The following is a 20,096-nucleotide window of genomic DNA, read 5'->3' on the forward strand; positions in this document are numbered from 1 at the left end:
AGGGGCCGGCTGGCCGGAGAGAGCCCATGAACCCTCCCACCGTGCTGCCGATGGCAGCGCTGTCGGTCGCGCTCGGCCTGCTGTTGGCCAGTGGCCATGCCGACGCACAGTCCACGTCTTCGCTTCCTGCGCCGCTGAGCCAGGCCGAGCTGTCACGCCTGGTGCAGCAGCAGGCGCTGCAGATCCAGCAACTGGAGGCCCGCCTCCGCGCCGTAGAGGGCGGGCAGGGCACTGCGGCCGCACCGCCCGCGCACCCTGTACCTGCGCTGGAGACGCGGGTGGCCGCACTGGAATCCGGGCAGTCCAAGCTGCCCAAGGTCTCCTGGGCCAAGGGCGCACCGGAGTTCAGCAGCGCCGACGGCAATACCGTTTTCCGTCCCCGTGGCCGCCTGTTCGTCGACGCCTCCAGCACTGACGGTTCCGCAGTCAGCGAACGCAACGTTTCTGGTACCGAGATCCGTTCGGTGCGCCTGGGGGCCGAGGGACGCTACGGCACCCTGGGCTGGGTGGTGGAGGGCGACTTCGCCGACAACGCGGTGGCCTGGAAGTCGGTCTACGCCACGCTGGACCACACGCTGTTCGGCCTGCCGGCCGATCTCACGATGGGCAACCGCTTGAACGACCGCGGTATCGATGGCTCCAGCAGCACCTCCAACACGCCGTTCCAGGAGCGCAACGTGGTCGGCACGTTGATGCTGCCACAGCGCGGCCTGTTTGGTGTCGGGCTGACCGAGCGCGTGTATGGAAAGGGGTGGCATGCCAGCCTGTCGGTGGCCGGCAACGACCTCAACAACGGCGGCACCGACAACGACAGCCAGACCTGGGCCACCCGCGTCCATTGGAATCCGCTGGATACCGCTGCTGCCACGCTGCATCTGGGCGCATGGGCCTTCCACGAGAAGATTCCCGCTGGGGCCAGCGGCGTGGTGCGCAGTTCGGCCATCGCCGGGCATTTCAACGATCTGGTCAAGATCACGCCGGGCACGCTGCTGGGCGCCCAGCGCAGCACCGCCTATGGTGCGGAACTGGCAGGCTTCTTCGGCCCGGCGTGGGCAACCGGCGAGTGGGGTACGCGAAGCCTGCGCGGGGCCGATGCCAGCGGTCGCTACGATCGCGACCACCAGGCGTGGGCGATCTCGGCCGGCTGGTTCCTGGCGGGCGCGCTGCCGTCCTATTCGGGCAAGGCCGGCACCTGGGGCAAGGTGAAGGTCGCCGATCCGGTGACGCGCGGCGGCAGCGGCGCGTGGGAGCTGAAGGGCCGTTACGAGGACGTGGACTATGCCGAACTGCCCAGTGGCGGTACCGGCCACGCGTGGACCCTGGGCGCGAACTGGTACCTCAACGATTTCAGTCGGGTGATGTTCGAAGCCGTGCGTTGGCAGACCCGCCACCGCAGCGGCAGTGCGGCGGGCAGGGATGAAGGCACCACCTTCAATACCCGCCTGCAGCTGGTCTTCTAGGGCCGTGGCGCCGCCTGCATTCTGGTCACAGCAGCAACAATGCAGCGATGAGTGCAGGCGGCATCACCAGCGCGCCCACGCGCAGGAAATCGAGCGCGCTGACATGCTCGCCTTCGCGACGCAACGCCATCAGCCACAGCATCGTGGCCAACGAGCCGGTCACTGACAGGTTCGGGCCCAGATCCACGCCGACCAGCAATGCGGCACGGGTCTGCGCCGGCAGGTCCGCCATCTGCCCCAACGAACCAGCCGCCAGGCCAACCGGCAGATTGTTGGCCACGTTGCTCAGCAGTGCCGCCACACCACCGGCCAGCCAGCTGGCCTGGTGCGGTGACGTCTTCGCCAGCGCCTGCAGCGCGCTGGCCGCACTCTGGATGGCGCCGGTCTGGGCCACTGCTTCCACCAGTACGAACAGGCCGGCCACCAGCGGCAGTACGCCCCAGGACACGTGACGCAGCAGCGGAAGCGGGCTGCGTCGCTGGCGGATCGCTACCGCCGCCACGCTCAACGTACCCGCACAGAAGGTGGTCAGGCCCAGCGGCCCGTTCAGGGCGGACGTGACCAGCAGCACCGTGCCGGTGAACAGCACACCCAGCGCACTCAGGCGCCCGCCCACGGTCAGCGGGCGATGCTTTGGCGCGGTCACCAGCGGCTGTGCGATCTCGCGCCGGTGCACCCAGCGCAGCACAAGATAGGTCGCACCGATCGCCGCCAGCGAGGGCAGTGCGAACTGCGCCAGCCACTGCAGCAGCGGCGGCATGTGCTGGCCGTACACCACCAGGTTGGCCGGGTTGGAAATGGGCAGCACGAAGCTGGCCGCATTGGCGATGAAGGCACAGACGAACAGGTAGGGCAGGGGATTGGCGCGGGCCGCCTTGCAGGCGGCGTAGACCGCCGGCGTCAGCACCACGGCCGTGGCATCGTTGGACAGGAACACCGTCACCAGCGTGCCGACCAGGAACACCAGGTCGAACAGGCGTCGCCCCGATCCGCCGGCATGGCGGACTGCGTACAACGCCAGCCAGTCGAACAGTCCTTCGCGGCGGGCGAGCTCGGCCAGCACCATCATGCCGACCAGGAACAGGTAAACGTCACGCCCTTCGGCGACTGCGTGCCAGGCAGTGCCGAACGACACGGTGCCGCTGAGCGGAAGCAACGCCGCCGCACCGAGCGCCCACACATACTCCGGGATGCGGAACGGACGGAACAGCAGGCCGACAGTGGCAACGGCCACCGCCATCCAGATGATGAGCGAAGAATGGGAAGCGAGCATGGAGTAGAGGCGTGCGCGGTGCCGTCCATCGACCCTGCCGCCGGTTCTCCGGTGCATCTGATCGGCGTGCAGGCGCCCGCTGCGATCAGTGCAAGTGCCGGGGTTGCGGCATCATACCGTGCCAGCCGCCCAGCGAATGCCCTGGCGCGGCGCGTTCCGTGACGGCCGCGCCAAGGCATTCAACACCGCGCCTACTGCGTCGCACACTCCACCTTGCGATCAAACTCGGTGCCCAGTACGACCGAGGTGATCGCAAGCGTTGTGCCCTTTCCGGCGCGCAGCGCAAACGGCACGTTCAAGCGGCTCATGTCTGCCCCGGCCTTGGCCAGGCACTTGAGGGGAACGCCCAGCCTGATCCACTCATTGCGCGGCGCCGCCGACAGCGCAGGGCCCAGCGCAACCTCGGCAGCACACGCCGCCCCGCAGGTAGTACCGAGTGTCACTGCGGATTCCGCCGGGAGCTGTTCGACACGCACGGTCGCTACCACGGAGAGCTCGCCGTTGGTCTCGCGCGACCAGTCCAGCGGAGTATTGGCCTGCAACGCCACCGTGGCCGGCGCCCGGAAACTGAACTGGCGTGCGCCCTCCTGCACATCGGTATTGATCGCGACCATCGCCAGTGACTGGTCGGCAGTTGTCGCATTGGGATGCACGACATCGGTCGATTCGCCATTGGCGGCAGTCAGGCGAAGCATCAGGCCGGTGCCGGCCACACCACGATCGAACAGGGTGCCACTGCCTGCGGCGTCCGGATCAATGCCCGGGTCCTCGGAAAGAGCAGGCAGGTCTCCCTTGTCGCCATAGGTCAGGCCGTATCCGAAGGCGAACTGCGGGTCGTAGTCCTTCTGCCCCACGTTGTTCTGGTACTGGTTGGCGCGGCGTGGCCACGAGAAGCTCAGCTTTCCGCGGAAATCGTGCTGCACCCGGCCATCGGCCCCGCGCAGAAGGACATCGGCCACGCCGGCGCCTTCCGATCCGGGCAGCCAGGCGGCCACGAAGGCATCGGCTACATTGATTTCGCGGTTGAGCCACAGCGGGCGCCCACCCAGGAAGACCGCGACAACCGGAATGCCGTCGGCCTTCAAGCGCTGCATCAGTTCCAGGTCGCCGGACTTGCCGTTCTTGAACATCAGGTTCGGCAGGTCGCCCTGGAACTCGGCGTACGGTTCTTCGCCGAACACCACGATGGCCACATCGGGACGGCTGCGGTAACGACCATCGGCCACCAGCTCGGCCTGGCCGCCGCCCGATCTGACCTGTGCCTCCAGCCCTTCCCAGATCGTTTCAGCATTCGGGAAGTCCTCGCGGCGCGTGCCGTCGCCCTGCCAGCTCAACGTCCAGCCGCCGGCTTGGCGGCCCATGTCGTTGGCGCCATCGCCGGCCACCAGCACGCGTTGCTTCGGCGACAGTGGCAGCAACTGATTCTGGTTCTTCAGCAGCACCAGTGATTCGCGCACGGCCTCCCGCGCCACCTGGCGATGCGCCGGCGCTCCGAGCAGCTCGAACTTGCCACCCAGTGCCCGCTCCGAGGGCCTGGGCTTGTCGAACAGGCCCATGCGCATCTTTACCCGCAGGATGCGGCGCACCGCGTCGTCCAGCCGTGCCTCCGGCAGGCTGCCGTCCTTTACGTGGGCCAGCGTGCTTTCGTACATGCCTTTCCAGCTGTCCGGCGCCATCGCCATGTCCAGGCCGGCAACATAGGTCTTCGCGCAATCGGTGTTGGTGCAGCCCTTGATCTGGCCATGGCCGTTCCAGTCGCCGACCACGAAGCCGCCAAACGCCATCCGGCCCTTCAGCACGTCGGTCAGCAATGGCTTGTGCCCGTGCATTTTCTCGCCATGGAAGCTGTTGAACGACGCCATCACCGATTGCGCACCGGCGTTGATCGCCGGCAGGTATCCGGCGGCATGGATGTCGCGCAATGCGGCCTCGCTGACCGTGGTGTTGCCCTGGTCCTTGCCGTTTTCGGTTCCGCCGTCACCGAGGAAATGCTTCACCGTTGTCATCACGTGGTGGTCATCAAGGAAGTCGGCCGCGCCGACCTTGCCCTGCAGGCCTTCGACGAATGGCCCCGCATAGCTCGCCACCAGCGCAGGGTCCTCGGAGTAACCTTCATAGGTACGACCCCAACGGTCATCCTGCGGAACCGCCACGGTCGGCGCGAACGTCCATTCCATGCCGGTCACGCGGGTTTCGGCAGCGGTGATCCTTGCGATCTCCCGCAGCAGTTCCGGGTTGCGCGCCGCGCCCAGGCCGATGTTGTGCGGAAACAGGGTGGCGCCAACCACGTTGCTCTGGCCATGCATCGCGTCGATGCCCCATATGATCGGGATGGCCTTGCCACCAGTGCGCGTGTCCATCGAGGCTTCCCAGAACGCGTCAGCCAGCGCCAGCCACTCGGCGGGCTTGGCGTTGTAGCGACCGCCCGGGTCGGACGCGCCACCAGCAAGGATTGAGCCCAGTCGGTACTTGCGCACGTCATCAGGCGTGACGCTGGCGATATCGCCCTGCACGATCTGGCCGACCTTCTCCTCCAGCGTCATCGACGCGATCAGTGCGTCGATGCGTTTCTCCATTGCCGGATCATTGGCCAGCGGCCACTTCGCCTTCGGCCAGTTGGCGGCTGTGATCGTGCCTGCTTCGCGCTGCGGGGCAGGGGCCGCGCCGATAGCGGGTGCCAGCGCCAAGGCGAGCGCGGCGGTCAGCATCAGGTGGTGTAGACGGAAACCGGGGTTGCGCTTCGCACGATCGGAATGACGGAAGTTCATGGGAACGATCATCTCGGATGGTTGGCTTGAAGGGGGCGTGCAGACCAGAAAGCAACCTGACAGCGTTGTCAGTCGAATTCGAGCATACCCAGCCCTTGAGACGATTGCTTGCTGCACAGCGGCATCGGATTTGAGGATAAAGTTGCATCTGCATCCACATCCCGTGGTGCGGGGTTCCGGTACAGATGGTGAGGCTATGACGGGCAGAGGGCGGGGGATGCCGGGACCTGAACAGGTACCCGCAGGCAGGCCGGGACGCGTGCGCATCGAGGATGTCGCGGCAACGGCCGGGGTCTCCATGAAGACCGTATCGCGCGTGCTCAACAACGAGCCGAACGTCTCCAAGAGTACGCGTGCCCGTGTTGATGCTGCAGTGGAAAAGCTGCGCTATCGCCCCTTGCCCTCGGCGCGTGTCCTCGCCGGCCGGCGTTCCTACCTGATCGCGATGCTGTTCGACAATCCGTCCTCGAACTATCTGATGGAGATCGAGATGGGGGTGCTCGATGCCTGCATGGAACAGCACTACAACCTGATGCTGGCGCCGCTGATCTACGACGCGGCCGATATCGTGGAGAAGGTCGAGTCGTTGATCATGCAGTCGCAGCTCGACGGCGTGGTGCTGACGCCACCACTGACCGACGACAGCGCCCTGCTGGAGCGCCTGGTCGACCTGGGCATCCCGTACTCCAGCATTTCGGCGAAGGAACAGAACCGGAACGTGGGCGTGGTGGTGGACGAGATCGGCGCGGTGGTTGCGCTGATCGCACACCTGGCCTCGCTCGGCCATACCCGCATCGCCCATATCAAGGGGCACGCCGCGCACGGCGCAAGCATGTGGCGCCTGGCAGGCTACCGTGAAGGCCTGCGCAGGGCGGGGCTGCGCTACGACCCCAGCCTGGTGCTGGAGGGCGAGTTTTCATACGAATCAGGCTACAACGGTGCCAACGCGCTGCTTGATCGACCTGATCGGCCGACCGCCATCTTCGCCGCCAACGACGATATGGCGGCGGGGGTCATCTGCGCGGTGTTCGAGCACGGCCTTTCGGTGCCGGGCGACATCTCGGTCTGTGGTTTCGATGACACGCCGATTGCCCGCCAGATCTATCCGGCGTTGACCACCGTCTGCCAGCCCACCCGTGAGATGGGCCGGCGGGCGGCCATGGAGCTGATCAAGGAAGTGCGCGAGCTCGGCAGCGGTGGTGTGGTCGATATTGACTACGCCCTGCAGGTCCGGCGATCCACGGGACCGGTCCGTCACGATTGAATGCGGTCCAACGGCCGGCCGGCGCGATCGGCAGGCCGCGCTGGCAGGGCAGGGGCGCGGCTCAGTGGCCCGCTTCGGTCGCCAATCGCTCCAGATCAACACCCTGGCGACGAAGTGTACGGCCGGCAGCCCAGGCGTAGAACGCCAGATAACAGAAGCACAGCACGCCAATGATGAAGCTGTAATGCACACCGACCTTGTCGGCGAGTGCGCCCTGCGCCCAACTGACGATGCCGCCGCCCATGATCATCATGATCAGCAGGCTGCTTGCCTGATTGGTGTGGCGGCCCAGGCCGGAGATGGCCAGGGTAAAGATGCAGGGCCACATCGTGCTGCAGAACAGCCCGACACTGATGAAGGCGATGACACTGGTCATGCCGGTGGTGAACATGCCGACCAACTGCGCCGCAATGCCACACACGGCGAAGTACAGCAGCATGCGCGATGGACTGCCCTTGCTGGCCAGGGTGGCGATGATCATCAGGACGATCACCGGCGCGTAGTGGAGGAACTGCCCGGAGTCGTGGCCTGATACCGCGTTCACGGCGAGGTAGATGGCGAACGCGACGAACGGAAGCACCAGCATCAACAGCTTCTGGGTGCCTGCGCGCACATCGAACGCACCTGCGGCACCACCCCAGCGGCCGATCATCAGGCTGGCCCAGTACAGCGACACGAACGGGGCGATCACCGAGGTTTCCAGGCCCAGTCCGCCCTTGCTCAAGGGCTGTTCAAGGTAGGCCGGAAGATTGTCGATGGTCGATACCTCCACGCCGACGTAGAGGAAGATCGCGATCATGCCCATGACCAGCTGCGGGTAAGCAAGCGCAGATCTGCGGTCTGTCTGGTGATCTGCCCCGGTTACGCCTGCGGGGACCGTCGCGGACAGGTCGACATGATTGGGCACGCTCGAGACCCGCAGCAGCACGGCCACCAGTACGAAGGCGGCGCCCAGTACCAGGTACGGTATCTTTACGCTCTCGATGCTGGCCTCTGTATTGCCCGCTGACACACTGCCGAAGATGGCAATGCTCACCAGCAGTGGGCCCACTGTTGCCCCCAGGTTGTTGACGCCGCCGGCCATCGTCAGGCGCTGCGATCCGGTGGCCGGGTCACCCATGATCACCGCCAGCGTATTGGCCGCGATCTGCTGGAGGGAGAAGCCGAGGCCCACGATGAACAGGCCGGAAAGCATCAGTGCAAACGAGCCGGTGTTGGCTGCTGGATAGAAGAGCAGGGCGCCCAGTGCCGAGACCAGCAGGCCGATGCAGATGCCGTTGCGATAGCCCACCCGATGCAGCAGGTCGGTGCCGATGGCACGTGAAACGGCGATGTAGATCAGTGAACCAGCGGTGTAGGCAACGTAGAAGGCCATCGCCACGTACATGCTCTGCGCCTGGCTGAGATGGAACGCCTTCTTGAACACCGGAATGAGGATGCCGTTGCTTGCGGCAACGAAGCCCCAGAAGAAGAAGACCGTGATGAGTACACCGAACTGCGACCAGCGGGTTGTGTGTTTCATGATTCTCATGTCATGTCGTACAGGACGACGCCCTGCGCGTTGACGCACAGGGCGGGAACAGGTGGGTGCATGGGGAGGGCCGGCGAACCCGGCCCTCCTTCATGGCGGTGTTGCTCAGAACTGGTAACGCAGGCGCAGGCCGTAGCTGCGCGGATCGTTCAGGAAGCGAACGTTGATGCCCGATCCGACCAGCGCCTTCTGCGAGACGTCGTTGCCGAGCAGGTTGTTGCCCCATGCTTCGACCCGCCAATTGCCGCTCAGTGACGTAAACCCGATGCCGGCGTTCAAGGTGGTCTCGCCGCGCTGACGGTCCGGGAAGCCTGCGGCAGCAGCGCTCTGCGTGCGGTCATGAACCAGTTCGCCAGTGACCGCATCCTTGCGGATGAACTCCACGTCCCGGTTGTTGTACTGGGTCAGGAAGAAGGCCGATCGGTACGAGGCCAGCAACTGCCAGTCGAAGGTACCGAAGCGCAGCTCGGTCGTGTGCTGCAGGCGCACGTTGAAGGTGAGCTTCGAGGCCAGCGGCAGTTCATTGCCGGACAGGTCGATCAACGAAGTGGCACCACCGGCGTCGTAGTTCTGGCTGCGGACATCGGCGACGGTGCCGCGCTTGATCTCACTATCCATCCAGAGTGCATTGATGTTGACCATGAAGTTGTGCGGGAAGCGCAGGCTGCTTTCCGCCTCCAGGCCATACACCGCCGACTTGCCGACATTGCGGTTGACCAGCGCATAGCCAGTGGCTTCGCCAGTGGTCGGGTTGGTGGCGATCACCGCCAGGTCCTGGAACACCTGGTCGCTGTAGTCGTAATAGAAGCCGCTGACGTTGAAGGTCGAGGTTCGGCCCAGCATCTGGAACGAGTTCTTGCTGCCGATTTCGTAGGCAATGATCGATTCGGGCTTGAACGTCTCCGGAATCTCCTTCGGATCGAACGTGTCGTTGAAGCCGCCCGCCTTGTGGCCGGTCGACACCAAGCCGTACAGCAGGCTGTCGTCGCTCACGTCGTACTCGAAACCCGCGCGCCAGTCGGTAAAGCTGAACTTGCTCCTGCCGAACTGCTGGGCAGGAATCGCGCTGACCTGGGCCCAGCTCTGGTACGGGCAGTCGACGGTGTCGCCGCCGATGTCGGGACGATCCACACACCCGAAGGGGCCGCCGTCGGGCACCGCACCGATCTGCTGCAGCAACGTATCATTGCGACCGTGACGCAGCACGCCCTGCAGCAGGAAACGGGCCATCTCGGCTTGCGAGGTGATGTTGCTGACATCAAAATTCGGGCGGCTCATGAAGGCCGGCTCGAAGCCCGGAGTTCCCAATCGCGTGGCGAAGTCGCCGCCCTGGCCGGGCAGGCCCAGCGACCAGTTGCCGCCGATGCCGTAACGCGACTTCTTCTCTTCGGAGTATCGCAGGCCGCCCTTCAACCGCAGGCGATCTGTGACGTCGAAGGTACCGTCGGCAAATATCGCCGAAGATTTGCCGTTGACCTTGGGCATTGTGAACTCGGTGCCCGAGTACCAGCGTCCCTTGTCGACCAGCGAGAGATAGCCGACCCGCTGGTCCTCATTGAAATGGAACAGGCCGGTGGTCCAGCGCAGCCGCGCGTCCTGGTCCGAGGTGAAGCGGAGCTCGTGCACCTGCGACTCCGACTCGGTCAGCCAATACTGCGTGGAGTAGTTGTCGTAGTCGATGCCACCCGGGTTGCTGGGCGATACCGGATCGATGTTGCGGCCCGGCCAGAGGATGCCTTCGCTCTGCGCATTGGTCTGGCGGTAGTCCACGTTGCGGTAGCTGCCGTTGTACTCCACCGCCACCTTGCCGAAGTCGTAGGAAATGCTGGTCTGCGCCCCCCAGTTGGTGCTGTCGAGCTTGCCCTGCGCGCCACGGTAGATGATCTTGCGCAGGTCGACATCGTCCGGCAGATAACCGGCCTTCGCGGCAGTGTAGACGTTGGCACCGGGATAGCCCGTGCCGCCTTCCTTGCCGATGTCGGCCATGGCGAAGATCGAGAGCTTGTCATCCGGCTGGTAGAGGAACGACAGGCGTGCCCCCCGATCGTCCTGCACGCCTGCCGGTTCCAGGTCCTGCGCGCGCCCCGCATTCTTGAACGGAGAGTCCTTCTCCACCTTGTAGCCGGCCACGCGGAAGGCCGCGCCACCGCCGATCGGCAGGTTCAGTGCGAACTCGCCACCCCGGTGGTCACGATTACCGACTTCGGCCTGTACATATCCGCCGAAGGCTTCCAGATCAGGACGTTTGGTGATGATGTTGAGCGTGCCGGCCAGTGCATTTCGACCGCGCAGTGTGCCCTGCGGGCCCTTGTTGATTTCCACGCGCTCGACATCGTAGAACATGCCGCCCAGACCGCGCGGTCGCGCAATGTAGGCCCCGTTGATGTGAGGCGCGGCACCCGGATCACCCAGCTCGGTATTGTTCGAAGAGCCCACGCCGCGGATGAAGATCTCCAGGTTGCCTTCCTGGTTGGCCATGCTCATGCCCGGCACCAGGGCCTGGATGTTGCGCAGCTCATTGTTGATGCCCAGCGCACGCGTATCGTCCGCGGAAATTGCCTGGGCGGTACCTGCATATTTCTGCAGGTCCTGTTCCCGACGTTCGACAGTGACGATGACGGCGTCCAGCGTTGAGGCCTCCCGTGCCTCGCTGGTGGTGGTGGAGCTGCTTTCCTTGGCTGTTTGCGCTGCGACCGGCAGCGCTGCAGTGGCGGTGACGATGGTGGCAAGTATTGCCTGTGCGAGTCTGCTCTTCCTGAAATGGCCGGTCATAGGGTCCCTCTCTCCCCATAAGTGTTGTCTGGACGTTCCCGCGCCACGCGCCGGACGTGGGCTCTTGTAAGCGCCGCCTGACAACGCTGTCAATCAGAATGAACGATGGATGACCAGATGCTCGGGAAATCAGGCAGTTGAGCGATCAGCAGGGCTGCCTGGCACGCCGCATTTGCTGCAATGCGAAACGAAATCGAGCGGCGTTGCGCCCTGCCTGCGACTGCAACGGCCGGATCGGAACCATCAGAAAGGGGGCCGGCAGCAAGGGCCATCGGCTTCGCGTATCCGCTGGCGGGCTACGGGGCCATGCGGGTCGCGTGGTGCTGATGCTGCCACGTGGCCGGGCATGACTTCAGGCACTCGGCCTTGACTACAGTTGTAGTCAATGTGAGAAGGCATTCACCGGAAGAGCTGCCCATGAAAACTGCCCGATGGTTGTCCGGCTTCGCGGCCTTGATGCTGGCCCTCCCTGCTCTGGCCAGCACGACCACCACGGCCGACGCCGTCGCGATGATCGAACGCAACGCCCGTGCCGCGCATTCCGACGCGGTGCTTGTCTGGAAGGATGGAAAAACACTGCTGGAGCTACAGCCAGAGACCGGCGAAGAGCCGGCTCACCTCATGTCGGCCACCAAGTCGGTGGTGGCGCTGGCCATCATGCTCCTGCTGGACGACGGAAAACTGGCCTCGGTCGACGAGCCGGTAAGCAACATCTTCGCGGAGTGGAAACAGGGGCGGAAAAGGGACATCACGGTACGTATGCTGCTGGACCATACCTCTGGCCTGCAGAACGTGGCCAACGCGGGGGAAGAGCTGGAAGCTGCGCCGGACCTGGTCAAGCTCGCGCTGGCTGCAGAGCTGAGCAGCGATCCAGGCGCCACGTTCTCCTACAACAACAAGGCTACCAATCTGCTGCCCGGCATTGTCGAGCGTCTGGCAGGAGAACCGATGGATGCCTACCTTGAGAAGCGCCTGTTCAAACCGCTGGGCATTGCCCGATATACCTGGTTGAAGGACGGTGCGGGCACGCCATTGGGCATGGCCGGATTGTCGCTGAGTGCCCGCGATCTGGCGAAGATCGGGCAGCTGCTGCTTGATGGCGGCGTGACTCCGGCGGGTACGCGCGTGCTGAGCGAGCGGTCGGTGGCGCTGCTGACTGGAGCAAGTGCCCGCTCCCCGGATGTTGGTTTTCTGTGGTGGCGCATTCCGGCATGGGAGCGCTATGAATTGAAAGGCCAGATGGCCGGCTTCCTGGCGCAGCATGAGGTCAGCGTTCCGGTCCAGCAGGCATTGCTGGCCACCGGGGGCAGGGTATTCGACAGCAAGAGTGCTTTGATTGCGGACGTGGCCGAACGACTTGGGGCGGAGTGGCCGCAGCACTATGGCAGCGAGATCACCCGTCGTGGACTCAAGCTGTCCGACATGTTCGACATCCAACGCGGCCCGACCGTTGCCTACGCCGCCAACGGTTACCTGGGCCAGCACCTGGTCATCGTTCCGCAACAGCGAGTGGTTGCCGTGCGCCTCATCCACCGACGCGACAGCCATCGCGCTCCACTGGATGACTACGCGACATTCCCGGCGGATGTATTCAAGCTGGCCCAGGCGCTTCAGTGAACGGAGGAGCCGGGCATGCGCCCGGATCCTCGTCCACTACTTCGTGCTGCTGGCCGGAGTGTCAGGTCTGGCAGGGGGCACCACTACTTCGGCATCAGCACGGTATCGACAACGTGGATGACGCCGTTGGATTGGTTGACGTCGGCGATGCTGATGCCCGCTTTGCCACCCTTGGCGTCGATCACCCACAACGTGCCGTCGTGAAGCGCCACGGTAAGCGGCTCGCCTTGCACTGTCTTCAGCGTGGCTTTTCCACCGTGCTTCCTGGCATCGGCCAGGAGCTGGGCGGAACTGAAGCGTCCTGGGACCACGTGGTAGGTGAGGATCCGGGTGAGCTGCGCCTTGTTTTCAGGCTTCACCAGTGTATCGACCGTGCCTGCTGGAAGCTTGTTGAAGGCCGCATTGGTGGGCGCAAAGACGGTAAAGGGACCGGCGCCATTGAGGGTCTCGACCAGGCCTGCGGCCTTGACCGCTGCCACCAGAGTGGTGTGATCCCTGGAGTTCACGGCGTTTTCAACGATGGTCCTGGTCGGGTACATCTCGGCCCCGCCAACCATTACGGGATCTGCGGCGAAGCTGGCGGAAGCGGCTGAGACGAGTACGGCGAAGCTGACTGCGGCGGCGATGCGCTGAAGAGCGTTCACGGTGCGTTCCTCGATAGGATGCCCGCACAGCGCGGGCATCCTACATACGGCTGGCGGGAACGCCTGGATGCACCAGCGTGATGCTGAGGCCGGCGTCGATCGAATCCACGCTACCGGACAGACGTGCGGTCATTGACCAGAGCCGGTCGCTGCCGCCCGCAGGGCAAAATGGACTGCGTGGGCATCATGAGCCTTTGATCGGCAATCGCGCGGACGAAAACGGACTCTCCTACAGACTCCAATCGACCCGCAGGCCGGCAATCAGCGCATTCGGCAGATCATGCTGGCGTGCGGGTTCGTTGAACTGATCCGGATGCACGATGTAGTGCAGGTTCGGCGCGACCCGAAGCTGCGAGGTGACCTGGACCCCATAGCTCAGCTCCATCATCACCTGGCTCCCGTGCGGGGTACCGCTGCCACCCGCTGCGGCACGGGCAAGGCGCAGGTTTTCCAGCGCGATGCCGCTGTACTTCTGCTGGGTGACCACGAAAGCGATGCTGTCCTGCGGTCGGCTTGCGAACGTGCCTTTCTGCACCAGGCCGGCCTGCAGGAAGTGATTCTCGATCAACTGCCCGGAGGTACCCTTGAGCGCGGCGCCGAAAAGGGTCAGGCCTCGACCACTGCCATCGCCGGTAAGCTGCTGTTCGAAGCGGGCGAACGCACCGGAACGACCGTGGCGTGTCGCATACTCCTGGCCACTGAGCAGCGCCGGCATGCCATAGGCATCGCGCAGCGGGTCGCGATAGGTCGAGTTGTCCTGCCAGCCACCGAGCTCGTACTTGGCTTTCAGGCGCGCCGACGCAGGGCTGCGCCAGCCGATCGTGTACGGCACGATCCACCCGGCGGCCTGGTTCGTACTCCATTTCAGGCCGTGCTGGCCGTCCTCGGCCTGGCTCGGGTCGACCTGATAGGCGCCGACGCGCACGTAGACATCCGGCGTCACCCAGGCCGTGGCATCGGCCATCCAGCTCGATACCGGCCACCAGGTGAAACTGCTGGTGCGGAACACGTAGGTCGGGTTGCCGCAGGCCGAGTTGCCTTGGAAGTACTGGCACAGCTCCGAACCGAGATGATGGATGTTGGCGACGCTGCGCCCGGCTTCCAGCACCAGTCGGTCGTTCAGCAGTTTCTGCTCGAGCGTCAGATTGGCCAGGCGCGTGCCCTGGCCGCCGTAGATTTCCTGCACCGAGGTGCTGTTGCCCGTGCTGCTGTTGGCAAGATTGGTGCCATGGCGGTTGATGCCGTAGGCCTTGACCGTTGCACCTCGCCAGCCAAACGCAGCGTCCAGGTTCATGTCGGCGCCGAACATCAACTGGCCGGCATAGGCCGTGCCGCTGCGCTTGCCGCCATCGAGCGTGGCAGCCGCTTCGCCGGTGTACGCCAGCTTGGGGATGAAGACCTCGCTCGCGTCGGTGGCTGCGGCCACGGACGGCAGGGCCAGCAGGATGGTCACCGGCAACAGGCGGCGGGAAGGAGAGGTCATGGGCGAGGTTCCTTTTACAGGGTGGGAGCCGTGACCGGCTTCTTGAGGACGCGCAGCGCGACCGCGGTGACAGCCACGCCGGCCACCAGCGCCAGCAGGTAGATGCCAAGATGGGTGACCGCGTTCGGGATCGGCAGCACGAACACACCGCCGTGCGGTACCTTCAGCTCAACACCAGCTGCCATCGAAATCGCACCGGCCACCGCAGAACCAAGGATCAGCGCCGGAATGGTGCGCAGCGGATCGCGTGCGGCGTAAGGGATCGCACCTTCGGTGACAAAACTGAGGCCAAGCACGCCTGCGGCACCGGCGGTGCCGCGCTCCTCGGCGGTGAAGCGGTTGCTGAACAGCCACGTCGCCAGCGCGATACCCAGTGGCGGCGTCATGCCGCCGATCATCGTCGCCGCCATCGGCGTATAGACCTGGCTGGAGATCAATGCGGTGGAGAAGGCATAGGAAGCCTTGTTGACTGGCCCACCCATGTCCACTGCCATCATTCCACCCAACAACAGGCCGAGCAGGATCGCGCTGCTGCCCTGCATGCCGCGCAGCCAGTCGGTCAGCCACGCCAGCAGCCCGGCGACCGGCGTACCGATCACGTACATCATCAACAGGCCGACCAGCAGTGTGCCCAGCACTGGCAGGATCAGCACCGGCTTGAGGCCTTCCAGGCTGCGCGGCAGCCGCAGCGCACGGTTGATCCAATACACGCCGTAGCCGGCGATGAAGCCGGCGAGGATGCCGCCGATGAAGCCTGCATCCATGTTGACCGCAACCAGTCCACCGATCATGCCGGGCGCGATGCCGGGCCGGTCGGCGATGGAGTAGGCGATGTAACCGGCCAGCGCCGGCACCATCAACATGAAGCCGGACTTGGCGCCGATCTGGAACAGCGACCACGCCAGCGTTCCCTTGTGCGCGTCATCGAAGGCATAGATGCCGCCGAGTGCGAACGCCAGTGCGATCAGCAGGCCACCGGCAGTGACGAACGGCAGCATGAACGACACGCCGGTCATCAGGTGCTTGTAGGGACCGGTGGCCCTGGTTTTCTCGGCCGTGCGGCCCGGAGTCGCGGTGCCCGCCTGCACGCCGGCCTCGGCCAGTGCCTTGCGGATCAGGTTCTGGCCGTCGTTGATCGCCGGCTTGGTGCCACTCTTGAACAGGCGCTTGCCAGCGAAGCGCGACAGATCGACTTCGCGGTCGGCGGCAATCAGCACCAGATCGGCGGCCGCGATTTCCTCGTCGCTCAACGCGTCCTGCGCGCCCACCGAGCCTTGGGTTTCCACCCGGATCGCGTATCCCAACGCCTTGGCCGCCTGCTGCAGGCCTTCGGCCGCCATGAACGTGTGGGCGATGCCGGTCGGGCAGGAGGTGACGGCGACGATGTGCTTGCCGGTGCCTGCCGTGGTTGCGGCCGACAACGGTGCCAGCGCTGCAAGCGGATCGTCCAGTACTTCGCCGAGGCTCGCGCGCACGATCTGGGCGTTGCCGAAGCGGGAGCTATCCGCCTCGCCGTCACCCACAAGCAGCAGCTGTGTCGCGGCGGAAGCATCTGCGGCTGGCAGCGCGCCGGTCACGCCCTGATCGCTGCGGATTTCGATCATCAGCTCGAGCCCGCGCTGGCGGGCGGCGCGGCGTAGCGCTTCGGCGGCGAGAACCGCTTCGATGCTGCGATCGCCTGCGGCGATGACTACGGTGGAAACTTGCATGGGAACTCCTGGAATGCTTCGGGTTCGTCCTTGCAGGAGGCACTGTGCGCTGCTCGAAGCCAGCAACAGCGCCTCCTGCAGTCGTCTCAATCCAACCGCTCGATCAATACGTCGCCGGTCCACTGGCGCACCTGCGCCGGATCCAGCCGTCGCGCGTCACCGCTTTCCAGGCGGCTCATCGAGAACGCCGTGGCCAATCGTGCACAGCCGGCCAGATCGAAGGAGGGCTCCAGCAGTGCGGCGGCGATGCCGGCCACCATGGCGTCGCCCGCACCGACCGTACTGCCCTGCGCCAAATGCGCTGGTCGCGCGACCAGCGCGCCGCCGCGATCAATGAACAGCGCGCCGTCGATGCCCATCGAGATCGCTACGAGCGCGACCCCGCGTTCGACCAGGACCACGCCCGCCGCCTGCAGGGCGTTTCGATCCGGCAACGGCGTGCCGGTCCAGGCCTCCAGTTCGTGGCGATTGGGCTTGACCGCGTAGGGAAGTGCGCCTTGTGCGCCGCTCAATGCAGCCCCAAGTGCGTCGCCGCTGGTGTCCAGCAGCACGCGCGCACCGGCGGCGCCGGCCTGTGCCTGCAAGCGCGCCCATGCGTCGGCCGGTAGCCCGGACGGCAGGCTGCCGGACAGCACCACCGGCAGGTTCGGCTGCAGCAGGGCGGCGAGCCGGCGCGACACCGCGTCCAGGTCGGCGTTGCCGAGTGCCAGCCCGGGCAGGTTGATGTCGGTGGTCTCGCCGCCATCCTCTTCGACCAGCTTGATGTTGGTGCGGGTGCGGCCCGGAACACGCAGGCAACCGTCGGCGATGCCACGCGCCGAGAACAGCGCACGGAACACGCCGTCGTTGCCGTCGCCGAGCACGCCCAGAGCCGTTGTCGGCACCCCCCAGTCGGACAGGCAGGCGGCAACGTTGATGCCCTTGCCACCCGCATCGTCGTGGCTGCTGCGGGCGCGGTGCACCTGGCCCGGCTGCAGGCGCGCCAGGCGCACGGTCTGGTCGATCGCCGGGTTGAGGGTGATGGTGACGGCGCCGGCGTTCATGCGCGGGCTCCGTCGAGGGCGCGCACCTGCTCGGCGGTTTCGCAGTCCAGCGCCGTCGCAGCCAGCGCTTGCAGATCGGCCAGCGCGCTGCCACGCAGCCGCGCCTTCACGGCTGGGATGTCGTTCGGGGTCATCGACAGCTCGTCCACGCCCAGGCCGGCCAGCAGCAGTGCGCCGAACGGATCGCCGGCCAGTCCGCCACAGACACCCACCCAGCGCCCATGCAGGCGCGCGCCATCGACCGTGGCGCGGATCGCGCGCAGCACCGCCGGGTGCAGGCTGTCGGCCTCCGCCGCTAGTTCCGGGTTCTGGCGGTCGATCGCCAGCACGTACTGGGTCAGGTCGTTGGTACCAATCGAGAAGAAGTCAGCGTGGCGGGCCAGTACATCGCTCTGCGCGGCAGCGGCCGGCACTTCGATCATGATGCCGATTGGAACGTCGGGTGCCTCGAGTTCGGCGCGCAGGCGCTCGCAGATGGCGCGCAGAGCGACCAGCTCGCTCACCGAGGTGATCATCGGGAACATGATGGACAGGCGTTCGCCGTCTTTCGCCGCGCGGTACAGCGCACGCAGCTGCGGTTCCAGCAGGTCCGGCCGGCGCAGCAGCAGGCGCGCGCCGCGCACCCCCAGGAACGGGTTTTCCTCATGCGGCAGCTCCAGGTGCGCCACCTGCTTGTCGCCGCCGATGTCGAGCGCGCGGACGATCAACGGACGGCCGTCGAGCGCCTTGGCCATGGCCAGATAGGTGGCGTACTGCTCATCTTCGCTGGGCGTGCTGCCACGCTCGAGGAACAGGAACTCGGTGCGCATCAGGCCAACACCTTCCGCACCCTGCTCAAGCGCCAGCGGCACCTGGTCGGGCAGGTTCACGTTGGCGCCGATGTCGATGCGATGGCCATCGGTGGTCTGCGCCGGCTGCGCGCGTTGAGCCGCTTCGCGTGCGCGGATCTTCTGCTGCTCGGCGATCCAGGCGCGCGCCGAAGCAAGATCGGCCTCGGAAGGGGACAGATAGAGCCGCCCGCTGCTGCCGTCGATGATCGCCTCGCGGCCGGCCTGGATTGCCAGCAGTTCGGCGCCACCGGCAACCAGCGCCGGCAGGCCGAGCGTGCGCGAAAGGATGGCGGTGTGCGAGGTCGGCCCGCCCTGTGCGGTGGCCAGGCCAATCACGCGGTTGGTGTCCAGGTGGGCCGTGTCTGATGGCGACAGGTCGGCCGCGAGCAGGATGCACGGGTGCGCGGGCAGGTCGGACAGGCCATCACCGGCGGCAGCAGGATCCAGCAGCGACAGTACGCGGCGGCCAACGTCACGCAGGTCGGCAGCGCGGCCGGCCAGCACCGGGTTGCCCAGCGCCGCCAAGCCCGAGGCGATCTGTTCGATGGCCTGGTGCCAGGACCACGCGACGCCATGGCCTTCGACCATCAGCTGGCAGGTGCGGGTGATCAGGTCGGTGTCGTCCAGCAGGGCCGCGTGGGCCTTGAAGATCGCTGCATCCGAGGCGCCGAGCCGGCGCTGGGTGTCGTCCTGCAGCGCCGCCAGCTGCTGCCGGGTGCGGCTGAGTGCATCCTGCAGGCGTGCGCCGCCCTCGCCGAGCGGGGCGGGGCGATCGGCAACATCAGCCTGCGCGCTGGCCAGTACATGCACCGGACCGATGGCCAGCCCGGGGCTGGCGCCGATACCAACGATGGCAGCCTGTGCTACGGGTGGATTCCAGCCCGCGACCGGCGCAGCCTTTCGCTGTGCTGCACGCTCCGCATCGGCCTTTTCCTGCGCCACCAGCCCGTCCATGGTCTTGCGTAATGCAGCCAGCAGTGCGGGGGCATCGGCGCCTTCGGCCGAAACACGCACGGCATCGCCCTCGCGAAGCCCGAGCTGCAGCAGCGCCACCAGACTCTTGGCATCGGCCGCCTGATCGCCCGCGCGCACCTGGGCCCGGGCCGTGAAACCCCGCGCCGTCTCAGCCCAGCGCGTGGCCGGGCGCGCGTGCAGTCCGCTGGGGTAAGCGATGGACCAGTCGAAGTGCTCGGCCAGGTCCGCCACCGCCACGTGAGCTGCCGTGACCGCGACATCACTGGCCAGCGCATTGACGATGTCGCTCGCATCGGGGGTGGTGAACAACCGCTGCAGCGCGGCCTCGTCCTGGATCAGGCGGGTCAGCCTGCGCAGCAGGGTGATGTGGGTATCGGACTGGGCGGCAATGCCAACCACCAGGCGGGTGACCTGGCCCGGGTTCCATTCCACGCCTTCCGGCAACTGCAGCACCGCAATGCCGTCGCGGCGCACCAGGTGGCGGTCCTCGCCGAGCCCATGCGGGATCGCCACGCCATGGCCGAGGAAGGTGTTCGCCAGCGCTTCACGGCGTCCCATGCTGGCCTGGTAGTCCGGCGCCACGCAGCCGGCAGCGACCAGCATCTGGGCCACCTGGGCGATGGCATCGGTCTTGTCCTGTGCCCGCGCGTCCAGGCGGATCAGTTCCCGGCTGACGGGGGAAGGGGAGGTCAGGGGCGACAAAGCGGGCTCCGGGAGAGATGGCTGG

13 protein-coding genes are annotated in these 20,096 nt (G+C 65.9%); 3 read left to right on the plus strand and 10 right to left on the minus strand.

Annotation, left to right across the window (positions count from 1 at the left end):
* The first annotated feature begins 26 nt into the window (after positions 1-26).
* On the plus strand, positions 27-1,460 hold the full coding sequence (locus tag N5J73_RS10480; protein WP_049447914.1) for a porin: 1,434 nt from the start codon (positions 27-29) through the stop codon (positions 1,458-1,460).
* Between the two features lie 25 nt (positions 1,461-1,485).
* Here N5J73_RS10480 and N5J73_RS10485 read toward each other — a convergent pair whose 3' ends face one another.
* Both N5J73_RS10485 and N5J73_RS10490 read right to left on the minus strand, forming a co-directional pair.
* A complete protein-coding gene (locus N5J73_RS10485; protein WP_049447916.1) occupies positions 1,486-2,733 on the minus strand; it encodes an arsenic transporter in 1,248 nt (415 codons plus the stop codon).
* 191 nt (positions 2,734-2,924) lie between these two features.
* Entirely contained in the window at positions 2,925-5,501 is a 2,577-nt protein-coding gene (locus N5J73_RS10490; protein WP_049447917.1) for a glycoside hydrolase family 3 protein, read from the minus strand.
* Positions 5,502-5,718: 217 nt separating this feature from the next.
* Between N5J73_RS10490 and N5J73_RS10495 the strand changes: the two genes are divergently transcribed.
* Positions 5,719-6,765: a LacI family DNA-binding transcriptional regulator gene (locus N5J73_RS10495; RefSeq protein ID WP_049447918.1), complete on the plus strand. Its 1,047-nt coding sequence runs from the start codon at positions 5,719-5,721 to the stop codon at positions 6,763-6,765.
* 61 nt (positions 6,766-6,826) lie between these two features.
* On the opposite strand, the gene N5J73_RS10500 is transcribed toward N5J73_RS10495, so the two are convergent.
* The 3 genes from N5J73_RS10500 to N5J73_RS10510 form a co-directional block, all read right to left on the minus strand.
* On the minus strand, positions 6,827-8,335 hold the full coding sequence (locus N5J73_RS10500; RefSeq protein ID WP_080354905.1) for an MFS transporter: 1,509 nt from the start codon (positions 8,333-8,335) through the stop codon (positions 6,827-6,829).
* A 66-nt stretch (positions 8,336-8,401) separates the two neighbouring features.
* Positions 8,402-11,068, minus strand: a complete 2,667-nt coding sequence (locus tag N5J73_RS10505) for a TonB-dependent receptor (RefSeq protein ID WP_049447921.1) — start codon at positions 11,066-11,068, stop codon at positions 8,402-8,404.
* Between the two features lie 89 nt (positions 11,069-11,157).
* Positions 11,158-11,340, minus strand: a complete 183-nt coding sequence (locus N5J73_RS10510; RefSeq protein ID WP_129550521.1) for a hypothetical protein — start codon at positions 11,338-11,340, stop codon at positions 11,158-11,160.
* Between the two features lie 145 nt (positions 11,341-11,485).
* Between N5J73_RS10510 and N5J73_RS10515 the strand changes: the two genes are divergently transcribed.
* Positions 11,486-12,685 (plus strand): serine hydrolase domain-containing protein, encoded by a 1,200-nt coding sequence (locus N5J73_RS10515; RefSeq protein WP_192840570.1) that lies wholly within the window; start codon positions 11,486-11,488, stop codon positions 12,683-12,685.
* Positions 12,686-12,768: 83 nt separating this feature from the next.
* On the opposite strand, the gene N5J73_RS10520 is transcribed toward N5J73_RS10515, so the two are convergent.
* From N5J73_RS10520 to ptsP, 5 genes are all read right to left on the minus strand, one after another.
* On the minus strand, positions 12,769-13,368 hold the full coding sequence (locus N5J73_RS10520) for a fasciclin domain-containing protein (protein ID WP_197596295.1): 600 nt from the start codon (positions 13,366-13,368) through the stop codon (positions 12,769-12,771).
* Positions 13,369-13,558: 190 nt separating this feature from the next.
* Entirely contained in the window at positions 13,559-14,812 is a 1,254-nt protein-coding gene (locus N5J73_RS10525) for a carbohydrate porin (protein ID WP_049447922.1), read from the minus strand.
* Between the two features lie 14 nt (positions 14,813-14,826).
* Positions 14,827-16,521: a fructose-specific PTS transporter subunit EIIC gene (locus N5J73_RS10530; protein WP_049447924.1), complete on the minus strand. Its 1,695-nt coding sequence runs from the start codon at positions 16,519-16,521 to the stop codon at positions 14,827-14,829.
* Positions 16,522-16,607: 86 nt separating this feature from the next.
* Positions 16,608-17,564, minus strand: a complete 957-nt coding sequence (locus N5J73_RS10535) for a 1-phosphofructokinase family hexose kinase (protein WP_049447925.1) — start codon at positions 17,562-17,564, stop codon at positions 16,608-16,610.
* On the minus strand, positions 17,561-20,071 hold the full coding sequence (gene ptsP, locus N5J73_RS10540; RefSeq protein WP_049447926.1) for a phosphoenolpyruvate--protein phosphotransferase: 2,511 nt from the start codon (positions 20,069-20,071) through the stop codon (positions 17,561-17,563). The genes N5J73_RS10535 and ptsP overlap by 4 nt, the downstream gene beginning before the upstream one ends.
* Between the last annotated feature and the right edge of the window lie 25 nt (positions 20,072-20,096).

This window comes from Stenotrophomonas sp. GD03654, from assembly GCF_029845105.1.
GTDB lineage: Bacteria > Pseudomonadota > Gammaproteobacteria > Xanthomonadales > Xanthomonadaceae > Stenotrophomonas > Stenotrophomonas africana.

What these genes read in the sequence shown, in the direction of transcription:
- N5J73_RS10480 (WP_049447914.1), top strand. Translation starts at nt 27, where the DNA reads ATGAACCCTCCCACCGTGCTGCCGATGGCAGCGCTGTCGGTCGCGCTC.
- N5J73_RS10485 (WP_049447916.1), bottom strand. Translation starts at nt 2,733, where the DNA reads ATGCTCGCTTCCCATTCTTCGCTCATCATCTGGATGGCGGTGGCCGTT.
- N5J73_RS10490 (WP_049447917.1), bottom strand. Translation starts at nt 5,501, where the DNA reads ATGAACTTCCGTCATTCCGATCGTGCGAAGCGCAACCCCGGTTTCCGT.
- N5J73_RS10495 (WP_049447918.1), top strand. Translation starts at nt 5,719, where the DNA reads ATGCCGGGACCTGAACAGGTACCCGCAGGCAGGCCGGGACGCGTGCGC.
- N5J73_RS10505 (WP_049447921.1), bottom strand. Translation starts at nt 11,068, where the DNA reads ATGACCGGCCATTTCAGGAAGAGCAGACTCGCACAGGCAATACTTGCC.
- N5J73_RS10510 (WP_129550521.1), bottom strand. Translation starts at nt 11,340, where the DNA reads ATGGCCCTTGCTGCCGGCCCCCTTTCTGATGGTTCCGATCCGGCCGTT.
- N5J73_RS10515 (WP_192840570.1), top strand. Translation starts at nt 11,486, where the DNA reads ATGAAAACTGCCCGATGGTTGTCCGGCTTCGCGGCCTTGATGCTGGCC.
- N5J73_RS10520 (WP_197596295.1), bottom strand. Translation starts at nt 13,368, where the DNA reads ATGCCCGCGCTGTGCGGGCATCCTATCGAGGAACGCACCGTGAACGCT.
- N5J73_RS10525 (WP_049447922.1), bottom strand. Translation starts at nt 14,812, where the DNA reads ATGACCTCTCCTTCCCGCCGCCTGTTGCCGGTGACCATCCTGCTGGCC.
- N5J73_RS10530 (WP_049447924.1), bottom strand. Translation starts at nt 16,521, where the DNA reads ATGCAAGTTTCCACCGTAGTCATCGCCGCAGGCGATCGCAGCATCGAA.
- N5J73_RS10535 (WP_049447925.1), bottom strand. Translation starts at nt 17,564, where the DNA reads ATGAACGCCGGCGCCGTCACCATCACCCTCAACCCGGCGATCGACCAG.